The following is a 21,030-nucleotide window of genomic DNA, read 5'->3' on the forward strand; positions in this document are numbered from 1 at the left end:
GACCTCCGGGGATCGGGTCGGTGGGGGCGGCTCGCCAGCGTAGCCTGTACCGTACGGTGTACGCCAACGGAAAAAACGAGGTGGAGTGTTCCCGTGAGTGCCAAGAGTGACCCAGGTCGCAGTCTCGCGCTGCTGTGGGGCTCGCACACCCGGCCCGGCCGGTCCGGCCTGACGGTCCGTGCGATCGTCGACGCGGCGATCGAGCTGGCGGACGCGGAGGGCCTGGACGCGGCCACCATGCGCCGGGTCGCCGACAAGATCGGCGTGGGCACCATGTCGCTCTACACCCACGTGCCCGGCAAGGCCGAACTCAACGACCTCATGGTCGACACCGCCCTCGGCGAGCTCTACACCGGCGTCGACGACCCGGCCGGCCACGGCGGCTGGCGCGAGGGCCTGCGCTACGTCGCCGAGCGCAACTGGGACGTCTGCCTGCGCCACCTCTGGCTGCTCGACGCCACCGGCGGCCGTCCCACGCTCGGCCCCAACGCCGTCCTCAAGTACGAGGCCGAGTTGCGGGTCCTCGACGGCATCGGCCTGACCGACCTGCAGATGGACTCGGTGCTGACCCTGGTGCTTACGCACGTCGAGGGCGTCGCCCGCAGCCACGCCGGGCTGGCCCGCGCGCAACGCGACTCCGGCCTGACCGAGCAGGATTGGTGGCGCGCCACCGCCCCCGTACTGGAGCGCGTCATGACCGGCCACGACTTCCCGGTCGCCGGTCGCGTCGGCGAAGCCTCCAGCCAGGTCTACCAGGCCTCCGCCGACCCCGCCCACGCCTTCGCCTTCGGCCTGGACGTCATCCTCGACGGCGTCCAGCGCCTGCTCGACTGAGCATCTGCTGTTACATCTTCGACCACGCGCCGCCTCGCGCGATCGCCACCGTCGAGGAACAGGAGGCCTACCGGGAGAAGTGCGACAGATACCGGAGTTCAGGGCTCGTGCTGCTGAACCCGGCGCACTGGCTCTGCCTCGGCTACCGGGTCGTGTACTACTGGGTGCACGACGTCCTGGTGTGGCGCCGGGCAGCCCGGGTGAAGCCGATCCCCTGGACCGGTGACGAGGACGGCACGGCGTGACGCCGTGCCGTCTTCACCGGCGGTCGCGGGCTCCGGCGACCGCGACCTGGCCGAGGCTGATGCCGCCGTCGTTGCAGGGGACCTGGCGGTGGGTGAGGACCCGGAACCCGGACAGGGTCAGCCCGTCCAGCGTGCGGCCCAGCAGCAGCGTGTTCTGGAAGACCCCACCGGACAGTGCGACAGTGTGCAGGCCGTGCCGCTCGCGTACCAGCAGGCAGGCGTTCACGATCAGGTCGGCGACGCCGGCGTGGAAACGGGCCGCGATCTGCGGCGTTCCCACCCCGGCCAGCCGGTCCGTCAGTACCGCGCGGACCAGGTCGGCGCCGCGCAGCGTCAGCACCGCATCCTCGACGATCTCCGCCGGGTATCCGGCGACTTCGCCCCGCTGCGCCACCTGCTCCAGCTCCACTGCGGCCTGGCCCTCGTAGGTGACCTCGTCGCGCAGGTCCAGCAGCGCCGCCACCGCGTCGAACAGCCGTCCCGCGCTGGAGGTCAGCGGCGCGTTCACGCCCGCCCGCACCGCGTCGCGCAGCGGCCGCCACGCGTGGGCGTGCCGCTGCGCGACCGCCACGCCGGGCAGCTCGCCGCCGAGCGCGTCCAGGTAGGACAGCGCCATCCGCCAGGGCTCGCGGACCGCCGCCGCGCCGCCGGGCATCGGCACCGTGGCCAGATGACCCGCCCGGGTGTACGCCGCCAGATCCGCCACCAGGATCTCGCCGCCCCACAGCGTGCCGTCGTCGCCGTAGCCCAGCCCGTCGAAGGCGACCCCGATCACCGCCTCCTGTTCGCCGTGCTCGGCCAGGCAGGACGCGATGTGGGCATGGTGGTGCTGCACGCCGACCGTCTCCACCCCGTCGCGCTCCTGCGCGTACGCCGTCGACGGGTAGTCCGGGTGCAGGTCGTGCGCGACCAGCTCGGGCGTGATGCCCAGCAGCCGTTCCAGGTGCCCGACGCCCTCGGTGTACGAGCGGAACGTCGCCGCGTTCGCGAGGTCGCCGACGTGGTGCGACAGCGTCGCGAACTCGCCCCGGGCCAGGCAGAACGTATTTTTCAGAGCGGCCCCGCAGCCCAGGGTGGGCCGGCGCAGCTTGACCGGCAGCCGCACCGGTCGCGGCACGTACCCGCGCGAGCGGCGCAGCAGCATCGGCGCCCCGCGCACCACCCGCGCCACCGAGTCGTCGGTGCGCAGGTGGATCGGCCGGTCGTGGGTCAGCGCGACGTCGGCGATGCCGGTCAGCCGGGCGAGTGCATCGTCGTCGCGGTAGGCGATCGGCTCGTCGGAGACGTTGCCGCTGGTCATCACGATCGGCCGGACGATCGTGCCGAGCAGCAGGTGGTGCAGCGGGGTGTAGGGCAGCATCACGCCCAGCTCGCGGCAGCCCGGCGCGACCGCCTCGGTGATCCGGTGCGCCGGGTGCCGGGTGCGGCGGGGGAGCAGCACGATCGGCCGTGCCGGGTGGCGCAGCAGCCGCGCCGCGGCGGGCTCCACCTCGGCGATGCCTGCCGCCTCGACGAGGTCGGCCACCATCAGCGCGAACGGCTTGTCCTCGCGGTGCTTGGCGGCCCGCAGCCGTGCGGCCGCCTCGGGGTGCGTCGCGTCGACGGCGAGGTGGTAGCCGCCGAGGCCCTTGATCGCGACGATCGCCCCGCCGCGCAGCAGCCGCGCCGTCGCGGCGACCGGGTCGGCGCCGGTGGTGAGCAGCGCACTGCCGTCCATGCTGAGCAGGCTCAGCCGCGGCCCGCAGGCCGGGCAGCACACCGGCTGGGCGTGGAAGCGGCGGTCGGCCGGGTCGCCGTACTCCTTGGCGCAGTCGTCGCACATGGTGAAGCCGGACATGGTCGTGTTCGGCCGGTCGTAGGGCACCTCGCGCACGATGGTGAACCGGGGGCCGCAGTGGGTGCAGTTCGTGAACGCGTACCCCTGTCGGCGCCCGCCCCCGCCGGTGGTCTCGTCCAGGCAGGCCTCGCAGGTCGCGGCGTCGGGGGTGACCTGCGCGGCAGGCGGGCCGGACGCGTCGCTGGGCACGATCGTGAAGCCGGGCGAGCCGGTCACCGGCAGCGGCGCGGCCGTCATCGAGTCGATCACCGCCAGTGGCGGGCGTTCCAGGTCCAGCGCGCACAGGAACGCGTCCAGCGCGGTTCGCGGACCCTCGGCCTCGATGAACACGCCCTCAGTGTCGTTGCCGACGTGTCCGCGCAGGTGCAGCCGCTGCGCGAGGGTGTAGACGAAGGGCCGGAACCCCACACCCTGGACGATCCCGGCGACCCGCACCGCCAGCCGCTCATGGGAGGCTTCGTCTGAAATCACCCCGTATGCCATGAGATGATTCTGCGGCCCCGCACCCGGAAAACCGGCGGACCCGCCCGGCCCCGATCGTTACAGTTCGCCGATGACCCCTCCGCTGCTCTTCCTGGACGTCGACGGACCGCTCAACCCGTACGCGGCGAAGCCCGAGCGGCGGCCCGAGGGCTACCTCACCTACCGCATGGCGCTCGCGTCCGAGTGGGGCTCCGACGTCTACGGCCGCCGCAAGCCGCTGCGGGTGTGGCTGCGCCCCGAGCACGGGTCGGAGCTTCTGGCGCTGCCGTACACCCTGGTCTGGGCGACCACCTGGACGGCCGAGGCGAACGAGTGGATCGCGCCGGTGCTCGGCCTGCCCGAACTGCCCGTGGTCGAGTGGCCGCAACCGCGCGAGGCGGGCCGCGGCGGCGTGCACTGGAAGACGCGACGCCTCGTCGAGTGGGCCGACGGGCGCGACTTCGCCTGGGTCGACGACGAGGTCAGCGACGCCGACGTCGCCTGGATCGGGGAGCACCACCCGGGGCGGGCGCTGGTGCACCGGGTGGACGCCCGCCACGGACTGCGCGACGGCGACTTCGCGGCTCTGACGGCCTGGGCGCAGCGCGCTCCCGCCGCTGTCGAGTAAGGAGGTGCACGCCACGGCGCCCGTGACGGGAAACCGCAGTAGTCGACCGGAATGCGAGAATGTGCCCATGTCTGCTCCGATCGTGGTGGCTGTCAGCCGGGACGACGAACACCGGTTCAGCAAGCTGAACACCGACGAGATCGAACTGATCGCGGGGCTCGGGGTGGCCGGGGACGCCCATGCGGGCGTGACCGTGCAGCACCTGTCCCGGGTCGCCGTCGACCCGACCCAGCCCAACCTGCGCCAGGTCCACCTGATCCACGCCGAGCTGCACGACGAGGTGCGCGAGCAGGGTTTCGAGGTCGCGCCGGGCCAGCTCGGCGAGAACATCACCACCCGCGGTCTGGACCTGCTCTCGCTGCCCCGGGGCACGGTGCTGCGCATCGGCCCGCTGGCCGCCGTCGAGGTGACGGGCCTGCGCAACCCCTGCGCGCAGATCGACGGGCTGCAGGGCGGGCTGCTCAAGCAGGTCGTCCACCGCGACGACGACGGCAACCTGATCCGCAAGGCCGGCATCATGAGCATCGTGCTGACCGGCGGCCCGGTGCGCCCCGGCGACACGGTCACGGTCGAGCTGCCCGCCGAACCGCACCTGCCGCTCGAACGCGTCTGACCACCGCCCGGCGGACCACGGCCAGGTTTCCCGCGACCGACGTGCCGGAGGCTCAGCCGAGGCGTTCGACGGTCACCGGGATCAGGCCGTGGGCGCGGGCCAGCTGCCGCAGATCACGCAGCAGCGCGGGCACCGCAGCGGCGGGGCCGTCGCGCAGGCAGGCGGTCAGGTCGACGGCCCAGCCCAGGCCCGGCCCGACCCGGCGCAGCTCCCAGCTCAGCTCGTGCCCGTCCACCTCGCGGTGCGCCCGCCCCACAAGGCGGCCCGACGGGTCTTCGGCCGGCTCGACCGGCTCCAGCCGCCACCACAGCCGCAGGCACTGCAGCCCGTGCCGATCCAGCTCGCCCGCGAACAGGATCCGGTAGACGTGCCGGTCCCGGAAGCCAGGCGGGGCCTGCGCCGGGCCGAGTCGCAGCAGCGGGGCGGAGGGCAATGGGAGGAAGTCGCCGAACCGCGCCCGCAGCCACGGCTCGTCCGGCAGCGCGTCACCGCCGAGCAGCCGCAACGCGGCCTGGGCGGCGTCGCCGTCGACGGCGCGCACCCGTGCGCGCACCAGCTCGTCGGCGCGCAGGTCGCGGCTGAGCGCGGGGGTGCAACGCCACGAGCGTTCGGTCGCCGTCCAGGTGACGTTGTCGATGCCGATCGCGGTGCCGTCGTCCCGCAGCACCATGTCCTCGACGACGACTGCCTCCGGGCGGGCGGAGTCGTCGGCGGCGAGCAGGTAGTAGTCCAGCTGCCTGGGGTGTGGGGACGGGAGGGGCATGTGCAGATGATGCACCCTGCCGGGCGGGTCTGCGCACCTTGACCCGCCGCGGGGCGGACCGCTCAGCCGTCCGTCGGGGCGATCCGCAGGCGGTCGCCGCGGATGACGGGCGTGATCTGTTCCGCCAGGGCCGTCATGGTTGTCAGTGCCGGGCGACGCGCTCCAGTCTCACCTCGGCCAGCGCGCGGGCGTCGTAGGTGTTCTCGCGGTTCTCGGCGAAGTCGGCCAGCCGGCTCAGCGCCTCCTTATTGCGGCCGTGCAGCACCAGGTCGTTGAGCTTGTTGCGGAACGCCAGCAGCGGGCCGCGGGCGAAGTCCTCGACGAGGGTCACCAGCGTCGACGTGGCGTCCAGCCGGACCAGGCGGAAGTCCACGACGGCCTCGCCGAGCGGCCACATGCGGGCCCGCATCACCAGCCGGTACGGTGCCTCGCACCGCACCACGTGGGTGACGTCGGCGGTCGACAGCGGCCACGGCCCGACCTTGTGGTGCAGCCGGCTGCCGAGGGCGGGCCAGGAGGAGTCGACATCCCTGATGTGCGCGGTGCCGACGACCCAGTCCGCGTACGTCCAGCCGTCGGCGAGGACGGCGAAGACGCGCTCGGGCGAGGCCGCGATGACGCGTTCGGTTCGTGCCATGGCGGAGTCGTACCCCGGTTGGGAACGAACTATGCATATCGCCCATATACCTCGAGTGCCCGCCTATGATCCACCGACTTGCCAGGCAGTTGTGGGTATCTTGACCGGCTGTTCGCCCAGGTGCCTGGCAAGTCGGGCGATCAAGGGGGGAAACGGCGGGTTAGCGGGGTTCCGGAGCGGGTAGGCGGTCGTCGTCAGCACCAGTCCAACGAGGAGGAGGAATACTCATGACTGCCATGAACCCGATCCCCTGGGACCCGTGGAGCTACAGCGCGGACCTCGACTACAAGACGACGGACGAAGGCGGGGACCGCTCGATCGTCGGCTTCCACGTCGAGGCCGTCGACGGCGGTATCGGCAAGATCGATGAAGCGACCGGGGCCGTCGGCGCCAGCTACATCGTGGTCGACACCGGTCCGTGGATCTTCGGCAGTAAGCGGATGCTTCCCGCGGGAGTCGTGAACAACATCGACTTTCTCGAGGAGAAGGTGTACGTGAACCGCACGAAGGACCAGATCAAGGACGCTCCGGAGTACGACCCGGACCGCCGCGACGAAACGCTGTACCGCGACGAGGTCGGCACGTACTACGCCGACCGCGAGCGTCGGTGACGAGGTGAAAAGGACGGGCCCCGGCGTTCACGCCGGGGCCCGTCCTTTTCCGTCTCTTCGTGTGTCCGTGCGGGACCGCGAGATCATTCGACCTGCCGGGCAACCGTGCGTATCTTGAGGGCCCTTTCGGCCATGTGCCAGGCAAACCGGGCGATCATGGGGCGCGATGCGTGAGGCGGGCCACTTCGGGTCGGGAATGGATCTGGGCGGGTTTGCGGGTGTTGCGAAGCGGGCATTTGCTTGGCAACTACAGGGAAAGGAAGGACACCGTGGAAATCACCGGTATCTTCACCGCGATCATCATCGGTCTGGTCATCGGTGTGCTCGGTCGGCTGGTCCTGCCGGGCCGCCAGTCCATCGCGCTGTGGCTGACCATCGTCATCGGCGTCGCCGCGGCGCTGCTGGGCACGTTCGTCGCCGGAGCCTTCGACGTGGCCGCCACGGGCGGCGTCGACTGGCTGGAACTCCTCTTCCAGATCGGATTCGCGGCGCTGGGCGTGGCGCTGGTCGCGCCGATCGCATCGCGGTCGAACGTCGACTGACACCGCAGCCACGATGCGGGCCGGGCACGATGCCCGGCCCGCATCAGGCTGTCCGGGCCCGATCCGGCTCGCTCGACCGGGGTGTCCGGGCCGCCACGAAGCCGCCGACGAGCCGGTGCCAGTGGCGGGCGCGGCGCACCATGCCGTGGCCGTCGCCGGTGACGCGCAGGAAGGTCACGTGCGCGCCGGCCTGTTCGGCCGCGGCGGCGTACCGGCGGGAGGCGGCCGGGTCGGTGATCCGGTCGGCGTCGCCGTGGGCGATGAGGACGGTGCGCCCGGCGAGCTGTTCGACCGGGTCGCCGGGCTCGATCCACGGGGCGAGCGCGCAGACGGCGGTGACCTGCGGATCGCCCGCGCCCCACAGGGCGGCACGCCCGCCCATCGAATGCCCGACCAGGATGACGGGTAGCCGCGGGTGGCGCTCGCGGGCCCGGTCCAGGGCCCATGCCAGGTCACGGACCGGGTCGGCGGCCGCGCCGTTCCAGCCGCGATAGCGGTAGCGCAGCCGCCAGACGGTGACGTAGCCGGGCATGGCCCGCTGGAACGGGAGCATGCGCAGGTACGCGGCCCGGCCGCGATGGGCCCGGCCGTGCCCGTGCTCCGCCCCGCCGTGCAGCAGGATCACCAGCGCGCGGGGGCTGCCTGCGGCTGCACGGACCTCCAGCGCGGGTTCGCGCATGTCTGCTCCCTGGATCGCCGTATGCCCGTGTTCCGGCCGCCGACCCGCCGTGGCACTTCCGGCGGGCCGGACCTTCATTGTCTCCCGGTCGCCGTGGCCGAGGTCCGCCGCGCTGCGGGCGGTCGGCGGGCCGCGGCGCCATGCCTTCGCAGCGGGCTTGTGGGCGGGAGCGGGAGTCCGCATTCGCCGGTGAGGGGACGACCGCCGGGGATACCATGATGATCATCGCCGTATTCCGGCGATTTGTCCTGTCTGCGGTTGGCCCGGATTGGAGTACCGGCATGGACATGAAGCTCGAGGTTCTGGTGGTTCCGGTCTCCGATGTGGACCGCGCGAAGGCCTTCTACGAGATGCTGGGCTTCCGGATGGACATCGACTACGTCGGCGACGAGGGCTTCCGGGTGGTGCAGCTGACCCCTCCCGGGTCCGAGTGTGCCGTGATCATCGGCACCGGGATCTCCACCGCCGTGCCCGGCTCGCTGGACAACCTGCACCTCGTGGTCACCGACATCGAGCAGGCCCGTGCGGAGCTGATCGGCAGGGGCGCCGAGGTGGGCGAGGTGTTCCATGACGCGGGCGGGATCTTCCACCACATCGGGAACAAGGCGCGGGTGGCGGGGCCGCAACCGGAGCGGGCCGACTACGGCTCGTTCGCCGAGTTCAAGGACCCGGATGGCAACGGCTGGGTGCTCCAGGAGATCCGGGTTCGGGCTCCGGGCCGCTGACGGAAGAAATCATCGGGTACGCCCGCCCGGCCTTGCGCCCGGCGCTGGGCCTCGCTTGCCTGAGGATTAGTGGCATGTCATCATTGTGTGCCTAGCACATAGTGAGCATGCATCACGATATCCGAGGAGCGGGCCTGTGGCCGAGGCACGGCACATCGCGGCACTCGACCGCGTGCTCGAACTGGTCGTGCTGCTCGACAAGGACATGACCGAGAGCCTGGCCAAGGAGGGGCTCACCCCGTCCCGGACCACGCTGCTGTGGCTGCTGCGCAGCAACGGGCCGAGCACCCAGCGGGTGCTGGCCGACGGGCTCGGCGTCAGCGCGCGCACCGTCACGGGCCTGGTCGACGGGCTGGAGGCCACGGGCTTCGTGACCAGGCAGCCGCACCCCACCGACCGCCGGGCGATTCTCGTCTCGTTCACCGAGCGTGGCGCGGCCGTCGTCGCGGCGATGGAGCAGCAGCAGGGCGGGTTCGCCGACCTGCTGTTCGGCGGCATGCCCGAGCAGCGGTTCGAGTGCCTGTACGCGGGCCTCGGCGAGATCGTGGACCGGCTGCGCGCGGCCGGTCTGACCACCACCCCCCACGAGGAGCCCTCATGACACCCCCGGCGACGCGGCACAGCTGGACGCAGATCTGGCGGCTGATCCGCCGGCTCTGGGCGTACGAGATCGCCATGTGGCGCAGCCTCTACCGCTGGACCCTGCGCCGCCCGCCGGTGACCGAAGCCGGAGCGGTGGCGTTCGGGCAGGCCAAGTCGACGACGCCGGTCATCTGGGTGTTCATCGTGCTGTCCGCGATCGAGATCCCGGCCGTCGACCTGCTGCTGCCGTGGGAGAGCGCCCGGCTGACCGTGGCGTTCCTGGGCGTGTACGGCCTGGTCTGGATGGTCGGCCTGCTGGCCATGGTGAAGACGCACCCGCACGTGGTCGCCCCCTCCGGGTTGCGGCTGCGGCAGTCGGCGACGGTGCTGCTGCCGGTCCCGTGGGAGAACGTGGTCTCGGTCAGCACCCGCAACCGGTCGCTGCCGACGGGCCGCACGTTCCAGTACGAGCAGACCCCCGACGGCACCGTGCTGAGCGTCGTCATCCTCAGCCAGACCAACGTGGACATCGTGTTGCGTGAGCCCACCGTGTTCGATCTGCCGAAGGGCCCGACGGAGCCCGTCACCGAGCTGAGGATCTGGGCTGACGAGCCGAAGGACATGGTCGCCGAGGCCCGCGAGCACCTGCTGCAGGCGAGCGCCCGCGCGGCCTGAGCGCCGAGGACCGTCCGCAGCCCATGATCACACTTGTCGTGATCATGGGCTGTCCTCGTCGAATGGTGCCTTATAGCAGTTCAGAGGCCGCCTTTGTCGTCGTCGCGCACCGCACGGACCGTGCAGCCCACCTGTTGCAACGAGTCCGTCAGCTGCGCCCGGGGACGAAATGGCAGCTCAGCGCGGGATCGAATACCTCTCCGCGGTCGCGGAACCGGTGCCGCATCTGGTGTGCGCAGCGTTTCGGCAGGTCAGGTCCAGCGGCGGACGTACACGCCGTCGGGGTCGAAGCGTGCGGCCTGCCGGTCGGGGCTGAAGCGGCGGTACGGCTTGGTGTCGGTCCCGGTCCCGGCCACCCACTGCCAGTTGCCGTGGTTGTTGGCCACGTCGGCGTCGATCAGCAGCCGGTTGTACCAGGCCGCGCCGTCGCGCCAGTCCAATCCGAGGGTCTTGGTCAGGTAGGACGCGGTGACCAGCCGGGCCCGGTTGTGCATCCAGCCCTCGGCCGCGAGCTGCTTCATGCCCGCGTCCACGATGGGCACCCCGGTCTCGCCCGCCTGCCACGCCTGCAGCGCCACCGGGTCGTCCTTCCACTGCTCCTGCGCGCCCGGCCGGTAGGCCTGCGTGCCCAGCTTCGGGAATGCGGCCAGCAGCTGGTGGTAGAAGTCGCGCCAGCAGAGCTGCCGCAGGTATGCCTCGGGCATGCCGTCGGTGGTGGCCAGGGCGAGCGGGGACAGGCAGCCGAAGTGCAGGTACGGGCTCAGCCGGGAGGTGGCGTCGCCGGGCATGTCGTCGTGCCGCTCGGCGTACGCCGCGGCTCTGGTCTTCCAGTTCTTGAGGCGGCGCAGCGCCTCGCTCTCGCCGCCGGTCATCGGGTTCGGCGATTCGCTGCTCACCTCGCCGAGGGCCGCGCGCGGGTCGTCGCCGGTGACGCCGTCCGGAAGGTGGACCTTCCGGGGCGTGGCGACCGTGCCGCGCCAGCGCCGCGACTGCCAGGCCCGCCAGTACGGGGTGAACACCTTGTAGTGGTCGCCGCCGGTCGACGGGGTGACCTCGCCCGCGGGCACGACGGTGACACCGGGGAACAGCTTGAGCGCGAGCCGCTCGCGCGCGCAGGCCCGGGTGAGACGGTCCTGGCGGCGTGCGGCGTACGCGGAGACGTCGGCGGACAGCGCGATGCCCTGCGCCCCGACGGCGCGGGCCGTGCGTACCGCCTCGGCGACCGGGTCGCCGGAGCGCACCAGCAGGTCGCCGCCGCGCCGGCGCAGGCCGTCGCGCAGGTCCTGCAGGCTCTCCAGCAGGAAGCGGCGGCGGTTGTCCGGCACGGTCAGCGCCGGGTCGGCGACGAACAGCGGGACCACCCGTTCGGCGTTGGCGCAGGAGGCGGCCAGCGCGGGATGATCGTGCACGCGCAGATCACGGGTCAACAGCAGGACGACGGTATTCATGATCATCCCCAGGCGTCGGCGGGAGATAACGATGCAGCAATCAACGCAACTGTACGCTGCGATAGGCTCCTGAGGTGGCAGGCGAGGACGAGGGTCTGAGCGCGGGCGCGGTCGCGCGCCGGCTCGGCATCGCCGTGACCACGCTGCGCACCTGGCACCAGCGCTACGGGCTCGGGCCCACCGGCCACGACCCCGGCCACCACCGCCGCTACGACGCCGACGCGCTCGCCCGGCTGGAGACCATGCGGCGGCTCACCGCCCAGGGCGTGCCGGCCGCCGAAGCCGCCCGCGTCGCCCGCTCCGCCGGCCCCGACGGCATGGCCCAGCTCGCCGAGGAGCGACCGCACACCCGTGACGGCGGCGGCCACACCGTCGCCGTCGGCCGGGCCGGAGCCCAGGCCCGCGGCCTGGCCAGGGCTGCCATGCGGCTCGACGCGCTGACCGTGCGCCACCTGGTGCAGGAGGCCGTCGCCGAGCACGGCGTCGTCGACGCCTGGCAGGACCTGCTCGTGCCCGTGCTCGTCGGCATCGGCACCCGCCACGCCGCCACGCAGCGCCTCGTCGACGTGGAACATCTCGTCTCGCGCTGCGTCAGCGAGGTCCTCGGGGGCGTACGCAGGCCCGCCCCCGGAACGCCGGTGCCGGTGCTGCTGGCCTGCGCCGACGAGGAGCAGCACAGCCTGCCCCTGGAGGCCGTGGCGGCCGCACTGGCCGAGCGCGGCGTCGCCGCCCGGCTGCTCGGCGCCCGCGTCCCGCCACGCGCCCTGCTCGACGCGGTGCGCCGCACCGGGCCGTCGGTCGTGATCGTGTGGTCGCACCAGCCCGAGACCGCCGACCTGGTCACCATGCAGGCCGTGCTGGACCTGCCGCGCCGGCCCACCGTGGTCGCCGCGGCCGGCCCCGGCTGGCCCGACGAGCTACCCGACGGCGTGCTGCGGCCGCGGACGCTCGCCGAGGCGCTCACGCTCGTCGCCACGGTCGGCCCGGTGCCCTGACGGCAGGTGCGGGCGTCTGCCCATGTGCGGGGGCACCACCGGCGGCGGTCCCTTTCGTCGGCCGCCACCATCGGCCGGACCTCGCCCGCCCATACGCTCGGGGCATGACGAGCCGGTACATCGCGGGCGGCATTCGTATCGACGCCTCCGCCGGGCAGGCCCATCGCGGCGCGGCATGACTGTGCCTACGGTGGAGACGGTGGCGCGCTCAGGGCACGCCCGCGCGCGGGAGAGTGGGGGCGACGTGACGGAGCAGATCACCGTGGACACGGTGGTGCAGGCCGAGGAGCTGGCGCGGGCCGCGGCCGACCGGGTCGGCGTACGCGTACGCGAACTGTCCGCCGTGGCGGAGCAGAACGCGGCCGCCGACCTGCTGTGCCGCGTGTGGCGGGCGGACTCGCCGGACCAGCTCGTCAACGCGGGCATGCTGCGTGCGCTGGAGCACTCCGGAAACTACGTCGTCGGGGCGTACCGCGGTCGGGACCTGATCGGCGCCGCGGTGGGCTTTTTCGGGAGCGGCCATCTGCACTCGCACATCGCCGGGGTGGACCCGGACCGGCAGAGCCGCGGGGTGGGCTTCGCGCTCAAGCAGCACCAGCGGGCCTGGTCCCTGGCCCGCGGCATCGGTGAGGTGTGCTGGACCTTCGACCCGCTGGTGCGCCGCAACGCGCACGTCAACCTGCACAAGCTCGGCGCGACGGCGGTGGAGTACCTGCCGGACTTCTACGGCGAGATGAACGACGGCATCAACACCGGCGAGGCCACCGACCGCATCTACGTCCGCTGGGAGCTGCTCTCCCCGGCCGCGTCGGCCGCGGCCCGCGGTGAGGTGCGCGAGGTCGACCTGGCCGCGCTGCGGGCCGATGGGGCGGCCGAACTGCTGGGCCGCACCGAGCGGGACGCACCCGCCCCGCCCGCGGCCCCGCCGCCCATGGACGGTCGGGTGCTGCTGGTCGCGGTGCCCGGTGACGTGGAGCAGCTGCGGTTCGAGAACCGCGAGGTGGCGAAGCTGTGGCGCCCGGCGGTACGGGATGCGATCTGCGGAGCGCTGGAGGCCGGCTACCGGATCACCGGGATGAGCCGTGACGGATGGTACGTGTTGGAGGACAAGTCATGAAGGTGACCGGATTCGAGCTGCGCCGGATCGCGATGCCGCTGGTCAGTCCGTTCCGGACCTCGTTCGGGGTGGAGCACGACCGCGACGTGCTGCTGGTGCGCGCGGTCACCGAGGACGGGGCCGAGGGCTGGGGCGAATGCGTCGCCATGTCCGAGCCGCTGTACTCCAGCGAGTACGTCGACGGGGCCGCCGAGGTGATCCGGCGCTTCCTGATCCCGGCGGTGCTGAGCCTGCCCGACGCCGACCCGTACCTGGTCGAGGTGCCGTTCGCGAAGATCAAAGGCCACCCGATGGCCAAGGCCGCCGTGCAGACGGCGCTGCTGGACGCGCGGCTGCGCACGGCCGGGATGCCGCTGGCGGCGCACCTGGGCGCGGTGCGCGACCGGGTGCCCGCGGGCGTCTCGGTCGGCATCATGGACTCGGTCCCGGAACTGCTGGAGGCGGTCGAGGGCTACCTGGCCGAGGGCTACCTGCGGATCAAGCTGAAGATCCAGCCCGGCTGGGACGTCGCGCCGGTGCGCGCGGTGCGCGAGCGCTTCGGTGACATCCTGCTCCAGGTCGACGCGAACACCGCGTACACCCTGGCCGACGCCCGCCACCTGGCCCAACTGGACCCGTTCGGGCTGCTGCTGATGGAGCAGCCGCTGCCCGAGGACGACATCCGCGGCCACGCCGAGCTGGCCCGGCAGGTGCGTACGCCGATCTGCCTCGACGAGTCGATCACCAGCGCCCGGGCCGCCGCCGACGCGATCGCGCTGGGCGCCACGTCGGTCGTCAACATCAAGCCCGGCCGGGTCGGCGGCTACCTGGAGGCCCGCCGCGTGCACGACGTGTGTGCCGCCAACGGCGTGCCGGTCTGGGTCGGCGGCATGCTGGAGACCGGCATCGGCCGTGCCGCCAACGTGGCCCTGGCCGCGCTGCCCGGCTGCGTCCTGCCCGGCGACACCTCCGCGTCGGACCGCTACTTCCGACGCGACGTGACCGCCCCGTTCGTGCTGGCCGAAGGCCACCTCGCCGTGCCCACCGCCCCCGGCATCGGCGTCGACCCCGACCCCGACGCCCTCGCCGAGGTCACCACCGCCACCGAGTGGATCACCCGATGACCCCTCATAACCCCAGGTCGGGCTGTTGGCCGTGCCGGTGGGGCCGTCGTCGGAGACAATGACGAGGTGGCAACGCGGACCCGACCAGGCATCGACTGGCTGGCACTCGTCGTCGCCCTGCTGTGCCTGGCGTCAGCCGGCGGATACGTCGTCCTCGTCGTCGGGCAGGGGGACATGCCGGTGCTCTGGTTCGTGGGCGGCCTGCTGGTCGCGGCGGCGCTGACGCTGCACGGGTCGGTCCGGTCCCGGCGGTTCCGGGCCCCGGCCCTGCTGGCGTCCGGCGTCCTGCTCTGTGCGCTGGGAGCGCTGGCCCTGTTCACCATCGGCCTGCCGATCGTCGCAGCCGGACTCATCGCCTTCACCGCCGCGGCCCGCGCCCGCGCCGCGGCCTGACCGGGCAGGCAAGAGCCCGATCGGTCGAACCCCCGAGATCGGCGTACGGTCTGCGGACCGGCGACGCCGGCCGACCCGTCCCCTGGAGGCTTGAGACCATGCACGACCTGTTGCTGCGCGGTGGCACGGTGTACGACGGACTGGGCGGCCCCGGCGCCGTCGCCGACGTTGCGGTCACCGGGGATCAGGTGGTCGCCCTCGGCGCGGACCTCGGTCCGGCCCGACGGGTGATCGACGTGACCGGACTGGCCGTCGCGCCGGGCTTCATCGACGCGCACAGCCACTCCGACCCGGTGCCGCTGATGCCCGACCCGCAGCCCTTCAAGCTGTACCAGGGCGTCACCACGGAGATCGTCGGCAACTGCGGCTTCTCCTTCGCGCCCCTGGACGACGCCACGATCGAGGCGACCGGGCCGCTGTTCGCCGAGATGGCCGGGGGAGTGCCGGTCGTGCCGCGCGACTTCGCGGGCTACCTGGCCGACATCGCGGCCGCCGGGCCCACCAACCACATCGCCGCCCTGGTCGGGCACAACACCCTGCGGGCGTACGCCAACGGCATGGACGAGCGGTTGCGCCCCGGCGCGCTGGCGCAGATGTGCCGGCTGGCCGACGAGGCGTTCGCGGCCGGTGCGGTCGGCCTGTCCAGCGGTCTGATCTACCCGCCGGGCAGCTACGGCGACACCGACGAGCTGGTCGCCCTGGCCCGGGTGGCGCACCGCTGGAACCGGCCCTACACCACGCACCTGCGCAACGAGGACGACCGCCTCGCCGAGGCCATGGACGAGGCGATCACCATTGCCACCCGGGCCCGGGTGCGGCTGCAGATCTCGCACTGCAAGGTCGCCGGGCGGGCCAACCACGGCGGCGGCAAGGCGCTGCTGGCCCGGCTGCACGCGGCCCGCCAGTCGGGGGTGGACGTGCGCGGCGACCAGTACCCGTACCGCGCGGGCGGCACCTTCCTCAACGCGCTGCTGCCCGGGGCGGCGCTGATCGGTGGCACCGCGGCGATGCGCGCCCGGCTCGCCGACCCGGCCGGCCGGGCGCGGCTGCGCGCTATGGCCGAGGACCTGACCCGGCCCAACGGTTTCTGGGCCCGGGTGACCCCGGCCGACGTCCTCGTCACCACGCACGGGACCCGGCCCGAGGCCACCGGCCGGACCCTGGCCGAGCTGGCCGGATCGGGCGATCCCTTCGACACCCTGTGCGCGGTGCTCGTCGACGACCCCGGGGCGGGCATGGTGATCACCTTGATGGCCGAGGAGGACGTCGAGACCATCATGGCCGATCCGCTGATCGGCATCGGTTCCGACAACGGCCCGCCGGTCGGCCTGCAGCACCCGCGCACCTGGGGCTGCTTCCCGCGGGTGCTGGGCGAGTACGTGCGCGAGCGCGGCCTGCTCACCCTGTCCGAGGCGGTCCGCAAGATGACCTCGGCGATCGCCGACCAGTTCGGACTCGCCGGCCGCGGATACGTGGGTGCGGGCGCGGTCGCCGACCTGGTCGTATTCGACCCGGCGACGATCGGCCACGACGGCACCTACGCGGTCCCGGACGTGCGTCCCACCGGGGTCGAGTACGTGCTGCTCGCCGGTCAGGCCGTCGTCGAGCGGGGACGGTTCACCGGCGAGCGCCGGGGACGGGTCCTGCGCGGTTGAGGCCGATCCTCGCCTCGTGCTGGTCTCCTGCGGCACGCCGCCGCGACAGCCCGTGACGGAGCGGGCGGCGCGCGGCTGGACGTGTGCTGAGAGCTGCTGAGAGGCGGCTGAAAAGTGCTGCATGATCGACCCTTGTGATCAGCAGGGGTCGATGCGACGATGCATCTACTCGTGTGGAGCCACACGCGGAACGGGCGGCCGAGGGCAACCGGTGGGACCGGACGGCGCCTGGCTGGCCGCTGCGCGGCCGCCGCGTATCCGTCCCGTCCACGGCCCGATCCGGGACAAGCGGCCGGCACCGCTCCATGAGGAGAGCTCATGAGTTTCCGCACGTTAAGGCGTCGCGTCGCGCTGGCCGCGGTCGGCGCCATGGTCGTGGTCACGGGGGCGACGATCGCGTCCCCGGCCCAGGCCGCCGTGTCCTGCCAGGTGACCTATACCAAGGCCTGGGACAACGGCAGCGGCTTCGGCGCGAACATCAACATCACCAACACCGGCGACCCGCTGACCAGCTGGTCGCTCACCTGGACCTGGCCCGGCAACCAGGGCGGCATCCAGGGCTGGTCGGCCAACTACGCCCAGTCCGGCCAGAACGTCACCGCGACGAGCCTGTCCTACAACGGCAGCCTGGCCACGGGCGCGTCGACCGGCATCGGGTTCAACGCCTCCTACAGCGGCACGAACACCAACCCGTCCAACTTCGCGATCAACGGTGTCTCCTGCGGCGGCACCACGCCGACGGTGAGCCTGGTCGTGTCGCCGACGTCGGTGAGCGTGCCCGAGGGCGGCACCGCGACCTACGCGGTGCGCCTGTCGGCACAGCCGAGCGGCAACGTCACGGTCGCCACGACCGCGGGTTCCGGTGACAGCAACCTCACCGTGTCGTCGGGCGCGAGCCTGACGTTCACGACGAGCAACTGGAACACCAACCAGATCGTCACCCTGGCCGCGGCCGAGGACTCCGACACGAGCAACGGCACCCGGCCGTTCACGGTCGCGTCCAGCGGGCTGACCTCGGTGACGGTGAACGCGACCGAGGCCGACAACGACACGGTCACGCCGCAGTCCCTCGTCGTCACGCCGACCAGCGTGAGCGTGCCCGAGGGCGCCACGGCGACCTACACCGTGCGCCTGGCCGCGCAGCCGTCGGGCAACGTGACGGTGACGAACACGGCCGGCTCCGGTGACGCCAACCTCACCGTGTCGTCGGGCGCGAGCCTGACGTTCACGACGAGCAACTGGAGCACCGCCCAGACCGTGACCCTGGCCGCGGCCGAGGACTCCGACACCGCCAACGGCACCCGGCCGTTCACGGTCGCGTCCAGCGGGCTGACCTCGGTGACGGTGAACGCGACCGAGGCCGACAACGACACGGTCACGCCGCAGTCCCTCGTCGTCACGCCGACCAGCGTGAACGTGCCCGAGGGCTCGACCGCCGTGTACGCGGTGCGCCTGGCCGCCCAGCCGAGCGGCAACGTCACGGTCACCTCGACCGCGGGCTCGGGCGACAGCAACCTCACCGTGTCGTCGGGCGCGAGCCTGACGTTCACGACCAGCAACTGGAACACCACGCAGAACGTCACCCTCGCCGCGGCGCAGGACACCGACGCCACCAATGGCACCCGGCCGATCACGGTCGCGTCCAGCGGGCTTTCCTCGGTGACCGTCACCGCGACGGAGGTCGACGACGAGAACACCGCCAACGCCTACATCACCGAGTTCACCACGCAGTACAACAAGCTCAAGAACCCGGCCAACGGCTACTTCTCGCCGGAGGGCATCCCGTACCACACCATCGAGACGCTGCTCGTCGAGGCGCCCGACCACGGCCACGAGACGACGTCGGAGGCGTTCAGCTTCTGGATCTGGATGGAGGCCCAGTACGGCCGGGTCACCGGCAACTGGACCCCGTTCAACAACGCCTGGAACATCACCGAGCAGTACATCATCCCGTCCGCGGCCGCCCAGCCGGGGCAGAGCACGTACAACCCGGCCGACCCGGCCGACTACGCGCCCGAGTCGCTGCAGCCCAACGGCTACCCGGTGCCGCTGAGCACCAGCGTGGTCGCCGGCCAGGACCCGCTGGCCAACGAGCTGCAGAGCACGTACGGCAACCGCAACATCTACGGCATGCACTGGCTGCTGGACGTCGACGACGTGTACAAGTACGGCACCGGCCGTACCGGCGCCGAGTGCGGCGACAGCACGCAGCGGGTCACCTACATCAACACGTTCCAGCGCGGGCCGCAGGAGTCCACCTGGGAGACGGTCGCGCACCCGTCCTGTGACACGGGCCGGTTCGCGAACTTCCCGGCGCTGTTCATCCAGGGCTCGGGCACCAACCAGTGGCGGTACACCAACGCGCCGGACGCCGACGCGCGTGCCGTCGAGGCGGCGTACTGGGCGCTGCAGTGGGCCACGGCCCAGGGCAACCAGTCGCAGATCTCGGCGACCATCGCGAAGGCCGCGAAGATGGGTGACTACCTGCGGTACGCGATGTACGACAAGTACTTCAAGACCCCGGGCTGCACCTCCACCTCCTGCACGCCGGGCAGTGGCAAGAGCAGTTCCAACTACCTGATGTCCTGGTACTACGCGTGGGGCGGCGACATCGGCGGGGCGTGGTCGTGGCGCATCGGCTCCAGCCACAACCACCAGGGTTACCAGAACCCGCTGGCGGCGTACGTGCTCGGCTCGTCGGGCCCGTCGGCGCTGCGCCCGCAGTCGCCCACGGCGGCGGCCGACTGGGACATCAGCCTCACCCGGCAGCTGGACTTCTACCTCTGGCTGCAGTCGGCCGAGGGCGCCATCGCCGGTGGCGCGACGAACAGCTGGAACGGCAACTACTCGGCGCCTCCCGCCGGCACGCCCACCTTCTACGGCATGGCGTACGACGTGAAGCCGGTCTACCACGACCCGCCGAGCAACCAGTGGTTCGGCTTCCAGGCGTGGTCGCTGCACCGGGTGGCGGAGTTGTACTACGTCACGGGCAACGCCAAGGCCAAGCAGATCCTCGACAAGTGGGTCGCCTGGGCGGTCGCGAACACCACCCTCGGCTCGGGCTCGGCGTTCACCATCCCCGGTGACATGACCTGGTCGGGCCAGCCGTCCGGCAACTTCAGCGGCGGCGGCACCCCGGCGGCCAACCCCGGCCTGCACGTCACGGTCTCCAAGACCAGCAACGACGTCGGCGTCGCGGCGGCCTACGCCCGTACCCTGACCTACTACGCGGCCAAGGAGAACGGCTCGACCCTGGGCAACTCCGCCAAGGCGACCGCGAAGGGCCTGCTGGACCGGATGATCCTGCTCAAGGCGAACGACACCAAGGGCATCGTGGTGCCGGAGGTCCGCGAGGACTACAACCGGTTCGACGACGTGTGGAACGCCACCACGCAGACCGGCATGTACGTCCCGTCGGGCTTCAGCGGCACCATGGGCACCGGCGTGCCGATCAACTCCAGCTCGACCTTCATGTCCGTCCGCCCGTTCTACGCCACCGACCCGGCCTGGCCCGCGGTCCAGGCCTACATGAACGGCACCGGCCCAGCCCCCACCTTCACCTACCACCGCTTCTGGGCCCAGTCGGACATCGCCATGGCGTTCGCCGACTACGGCAGCCTGTTCCCCGCAGGCTGACCCACCCACCCCGGGCGGGCGGCCCCCGCCCGCCCGGGTCCGCTCCCCTTCCGTCGATCATGAACTTGTGGACGTGTTCGACGGCCTGTACCACCCCGGCACCGTGATCGACATCGGTGCCGGGGTGGGACCGTCGGACGGATGTGGGAGAGTGCCTGCCGTGGATGTGGGGGAGTTCTGGGGGCTCATCGAGCGGGCGGTGCGGGAGGATCCCGGCCGGGCGCGCCGTGCCGGCTGGATCCAGGCGCAGCTCGCGGCACGTGAGGTCGAGGAGATCCTGGAGTTCGAGGCGCACCTGGACGACGCGTCCGACCGCGCCATGACCTGGCTGATGTGGGGCGCGGCGTACCGGATCTTCGGCGGCTGCTCCGACGACGGCTTCTGCTACTTCCGCACCTGGCTGATGAGTCTGGGCCGGGACGCCTTCGAGCGTCTGGCCGACGACCCGGACGCGCTGGCGCGCCTGCCGCAGGTCCGCAGCCTGGCCGGCCGCGAGCGCGGCGACTGGCGCGCCGACGAGTGGCCGGAGTGGGAGGAGCTCAACTACGCCGCCTCGGAGGCCTTCGAAGGGGTACGCGGCCACGGCGCCAACATCTACCGCGCGGTCGAGGAGCACCGGAGCAAGCCCCGGCTGCAGACCCTGCAGGACGAGCACTGGAACTTCGACGACCCGGTCGAGACGGCCCGCCGCCTGCCCGAACTCGCTCGGCTCTTCCCGCACCCGGCGGCCGAGCCGCTGCCGCCCGTGCCTCCGGTGCCCGGCGGTCCGCCCGGCCCGGACGAAGCCCGCGGCGGCGGACCCGTCCCGGAGATTCCCGGGCAGCTGGCGATCCCCGGCCTGCCGGAGTGA

General features: G+C 72.2%; 21 protein-coding genes. 16 read left to right on the forward strand and 5 right to left on the reverse strand.

The window, feature by feature from the left end; translation table 11 throughout:
• The first annotated feature begins 93 nt into the window (after positions 1-93).
• Together FLL47_RS03975 and FLL47_RS42680 are read left to right on the forward strand one after the other, a co-directional pair.
• The gene (locus FLL47_RS03975) at positions 94-834 is read left to right on the forward strand and encodes a TetR/AcrR family transcriptional regulator (protein ID WP_144119052.1); all 741 of its coding nucleotides are present in this window, start codon (positions 94-96) and stop codon (positions 832-834) included.
• Between the two features lie 107 nt (positions 835-941).
• Entirely contained in the window at positions 942-1,079 is a 138-nt protein-coding gene (locus FLL47_RS42680) for a hypothetical protein (RefSeq protein ID WP_186315547.1), read from the forward strand.
• 13 nt (positions 1,080-1,092) lie between these two features.
• Here the strand turns inward: FLL47_RS42680 and hypF are convergent, their stop codons facing one another.
• On the reverse strand, positions 1,093-3,399 hold the full coding sequence (gene hypF, locus FLL47_RS03980) for a carbamoyltransferase HypF (RefSeq protein ID WP_186315548.1): 2,307 nt from the start codon (positions 3,397-3,399) through the stop codon (positions 1,093-1,095).
• A 70-nt stretch (positions 3,400-3,469) separates the two neighbouring features.
• Here hypF and FLL47_RS03985 point away from each other — a divergent pair, with 70 nt between their 5' ends.
• Together FLL47_RS03985 and FLL47_RS03990 are read left to right on the forward strand one after the other, a co-directional pair.
• Positions 3,470-4,006, forward strand: a complete 537-nt coding sequence (locus FLL47_RS03985) for an HAD domain-containing protein (RefSeq protein WP_144119053.1) — start codon at positions 3,470-3,472, stop codon at positions 4,004-4,006.
• Positions 4,007-4,073: 67 nt separating this feature from the next.
• Positions 4,074-4,619, forward strand: coding sequence for an MOSC domain-containing protein (locus tag FLL47_RS03990; protein WP_186315549.1), 546 nt, complete (start codon positions 4,074-4,076; stop codon positions 4,617-4,619).
• Between the two features lie 52 nt (positions 4,620-4,671).
• Here FLL47_RS03990 and FLL47_RS03995 read toward each other — a convergent pair whose 3' ends face one another.
• Both FLL47_RS03995 and FLL47_RS04000 read right to left on the reverse strand, forming a co-directional pair.
• A complete protein-coding gene (locus FLL47_RS03995) occupies positions 4,672-5,382 on the reverse strand; it encodes a hypothetical protein (RefSeq protein WP_144119054.1) in 711 nt (236 codons plus the stop codon).
• 142 nt (positions 5,383-5,524) lie between these two features.
• Positions 5,525-6,019 carry an SRPBCC family protein gene (locus FLL47_RS04000; protein ID WP_144119055.1) on the reverse strand — a complete coding sequence of 165 codons (495 nt, stop codon included), beginning with the start codon at positions 6,017-6,019 and terminating at the stop codon, positions 5,525-5,527.
• A 227-nt stretch (positions 6,020-6,246) separates the two neighbouring features.
• Between FLL47_RS04000 and FLL47_RS04005 the strand changes: the two genes are divergently transcribed.
• Positions 6,247-6,630: a PRC-barrel domain containing protein gene (locus tag FLL47_RS04005; RefSeq protein WP_425457651.1), complete on the forward strand. Its 384-nt coding sequence runs from the start codon at positions 6,247-6,249 to the stop codon at positions 6,628-6,630.
• A 269-nt stretch (positions 6,631-6,899) separates the two neighbouring features.
• Positions 6,900-7,172: a GlsB/YeaQ/YmgE family stress response membrane protein gene (locus FLL47_RS04010; protein ID WP_144119056.1), complete on the forward strand. Its 273-nt coding sequence runs from the start codon at positions 6,900-6,902 to the stop codon at positions 7,170-7,172.
• Positions 7,173-7,215: 43 nt separating this feature from the next.
• Here the strand turns inward: FLL47_RS04010 and FLL47_RS04015 are convergent, their stop codons facing one another.
• Positions 7,216-7,851, reverse strand: coding sequence for a serine aminopeptidase domain-containing protein (locus tag FLL47_RS04015; protein WP_144119057.1), 636 nt, complete (start codon positions 7,849-7,851; stop codon positions 7,216-7,218).
• A gap of 287 nt (positions 7,852-8,138) precedes the next feature.
• Here FLL47_RS04015 and FLL47_RS04020 point away from each other — a divergent pair, with 287 nt between their 5' ends.
• From FLL47_RS04020 to FLL47_RS04030, 3 genes are all read left to right on the forward strand, one after another.
• Positions 8,139-8,576: a VOC family protein gene (locus FLL47_RS04020; protein ID WP_342780298.1), complete on the forward strand. Its 438-nt coding sequence runs from the start codon at positions 8,139-8,141 to the stop codon at positions 8,574-8,576.
• A 136-nt stretch (positions 8,577-8,712) separates the two neighbouring features.
• A complete protein-coding gene (locus tag FLL47_RS04025) occupies positions 8,713-9,177 on the forward strand; it encodes a MarR family winged helix-turn-helix transcriptional regulator (protein ID WP_246157520.1) in 465 nt (154 codons plus the stop codon).
• The gene (locus tag FLL47_RS04030) at positions 9,174-9,833 is read left to right on the forward strand and encodes a hypothetical protein (RefSeq protein WP_144119059.1); all 660 of its coding nucleotides are present in this window, start codon (positions 9,174-9,176) and stop codon (positions 9,831-9,833) included. The genes FLL47_RS04025 and FLL47_RS04030 overlap by 4 nt, the downstream gene beginning before the upstream one ends.
• A 251-nt stretch (positions 9,834-10,084) precedes the next feature.
• Here the strand turns inward: FLL47_RS04030 and FLL47_RS04035 are convergent, their stop codons facing one another.
• Positions 10,085-11,287, reverse strand: coding sequence for a cryptochrome/photolyase family protein (locus FLL47_RS04035; RefSeq protein ID WP_144119060.1), 1,203 nt, complete (start codon positions 11,285-11,287; stop codon positions 10,085-10,087).
• Between the two features lie 68 nt (positions 11,288-11,355).
• Here FLL47_RS04035 and FLL47_RS04040 point away from each other — a divergent pair, with 68 nt between their 5' ends.
• From FLL47_RS04040 to FLL47_RS04070, 7 genes are all read left to right on the forward strand, one after another.
• Positions 11,356-12,276: a MerR family transcriptional regulator gene (locus FLL47_RS04040; RefSeq protein ID WP_144119061.1), complete on the forward strand. Its 921-nt coding sequence runs from the start codon at positions 11,356-11,358 to the stop codon at positions 12,274-12,276.
• 244 nt (positions 12,277-12,520) lie between these two features.
• Positions 12,521-13,393, forward strand: a complete 873-nt coding sequence (locus FLL47_RS04045) for a GNAT family N-acetyltransferase (RefSeq protein ID WP_144119062.1) — start codon at positions 12,521-12,523, stop codon at positions 13,391-13,393.
• The gene (gene menC / locus FLL47_RS04050) at positions 13,390-14,496 is read left to right on the forward strand and encodes an o-succinylbenzoate synthase (protein WP_144119063.1); all 1,107 of its coding nucleotides are present in this window, start codon (positions 13,390-13,392) and stop codon (positions 14,494-14,496) included. Before FLL47_RS04045 ends, menC begins: the two co-directional genes overlap by 4 nt.
• Positions 14,497-14,562: 66 nt before the next feature.
• Positions 14,563-14,889, forward strand: a complete 327-nt coding sequence (locus tag FLL47_RS04055; protein ID WP_144119064.1) for a hypothetical protein — start codon at positions 14,563-14,565, stop codon at positions 14,887-14,889.
• A gap of 98 nt (positions 14,890-14,987) precedes the next feature.
• Positions 14,988-16,544, forward strand: a complete 1,557-nt coding sequence (locus FLL47_RS04060; RefSeq protein WP_144119065.1) for an N-acyl-D-amino-acid deacylase family protein — start codon at positions 14,988-14,990, stop codon at positions 16,542-16,544.
• Between the two features lie 318 nt (positions 16,545-16,862).
• Entirely contained in the window at positions 16,863-20,180 is a 3,318-nt protein-coding gene (locus FLL47_RS04065; RefSeq protein WP_144119066.1) for a glycoside hydrolase family 48 protein, read from the forward strand.
• Between the two features lie 67 nt (positions 20,181-20,247).
• Positions 20,248-21,030 (forward strand): DUF4240 domain-containing protein, encoded by a 783-nt coding sequence (locus FLL47_RS04070; RefSeq protein ID WP_144119067.1) that lies wholly within the window; start codon positions 20,248-20,250, stop codon positions 21,028-21,030.

The sequence above is a fragment of the Catellatospora sichuanensis genome, from assembly GCF_007483665.1.
Classification (GTDB): Bacteria; Actinomycetota; Actinomycetes; order Mycobacteriales; family Micromonosporaceae; genus Catellatospora; species Catellatospora sichuanensis.

Coding starts and splice junctions, on each gene's coding strand:
- hypF (WP_186315548.1), bottom strand. CDS start 3,399: ATGGCATACGGGGTGATTTCAGACGAAGCCTCCCATGAGCGGCTGGCG.
- FLL47_RS03985 (WP_144119053.1), top strand. CDS start 3,470: ATGACCCCTCCGCTGCTCTTCCTGGACGTCGACGGACCGCTCAACCCG.
- FLL47_RS03990 (WP_186315549.1), top strand. CDS start 4,074: ATGTCTGCTCCGATCGTGGTGGCTGTCAGCCGGGACGACGAACACCGG.
- FLL47_RS03995 (WP_144119054.1), bottom strand. CDS start 5,382: ATGCCCCTCCCGTCCCCACACCCCAGGCAGCTGGACTACTACCTGCTC.
- FLL47_RS04000 (WP_144119055.1), bottom strand. CDS start 6,019: ATGGCACGAACCGAACGCGTCATCGCGGCCTCGCCCGAGCGCGTCTTC.
- FLL47_RS04005 (WP_425457651.1), top strand. CDS start 6,247: ATGACTGCCATGAACCCGATCCCCTGGGACCCGTGGAGCTACAGCGCG.
- FLL47_RS04015 (WP_144119057.1), bottom strand. CDS start 7,851: ATGCGCGAACCCGCGCTGGAGGTCCGTGCAGCCGCAGGCAGCCCCCGC.
- FLL47_RS04020 (WP_342780298.1), top strand. CDS start 8,139: ATGAAGCTCGAGGTTCTGGTGGTTCCGGTCTCCGATGTGGACCGCGCG.
- FLL47_RS04030 (WP_144119059.1), top strand. CDS start 9,174: ATGACACCCCCGGCGACGCGGCACAGCTGGACGCAGATCTGGCGGCTG.
- FLL47_RS04035 (WP_144119060.1), bottom strand. CDS start 11,287: ATGATCATGAATACCGTCGTCCTGCTGTTGACCCGTGATCTGCGCGTG.
- menC (WP_144119063.1), top strand. CDS start 13,390: ATGAAGGTGACCGGATTCGAGCTGCGCCGGATCGCGATGCCGCTGGTC.
- FLL47_RS04060 (WP_144119065.1), top strand. CDS start 14,988: ATGCACGACCTGTTGCTGCGCGGTGGCACGGTGTACGACGGACTGGGC.
- FLL47_RS04065 (WP_144119066.1), top strand. CDS start 16,863: ATGAGTTTCCGCACGTTAAGGCGTCGCGTCGCGCTGGCCGCGGTCGGC.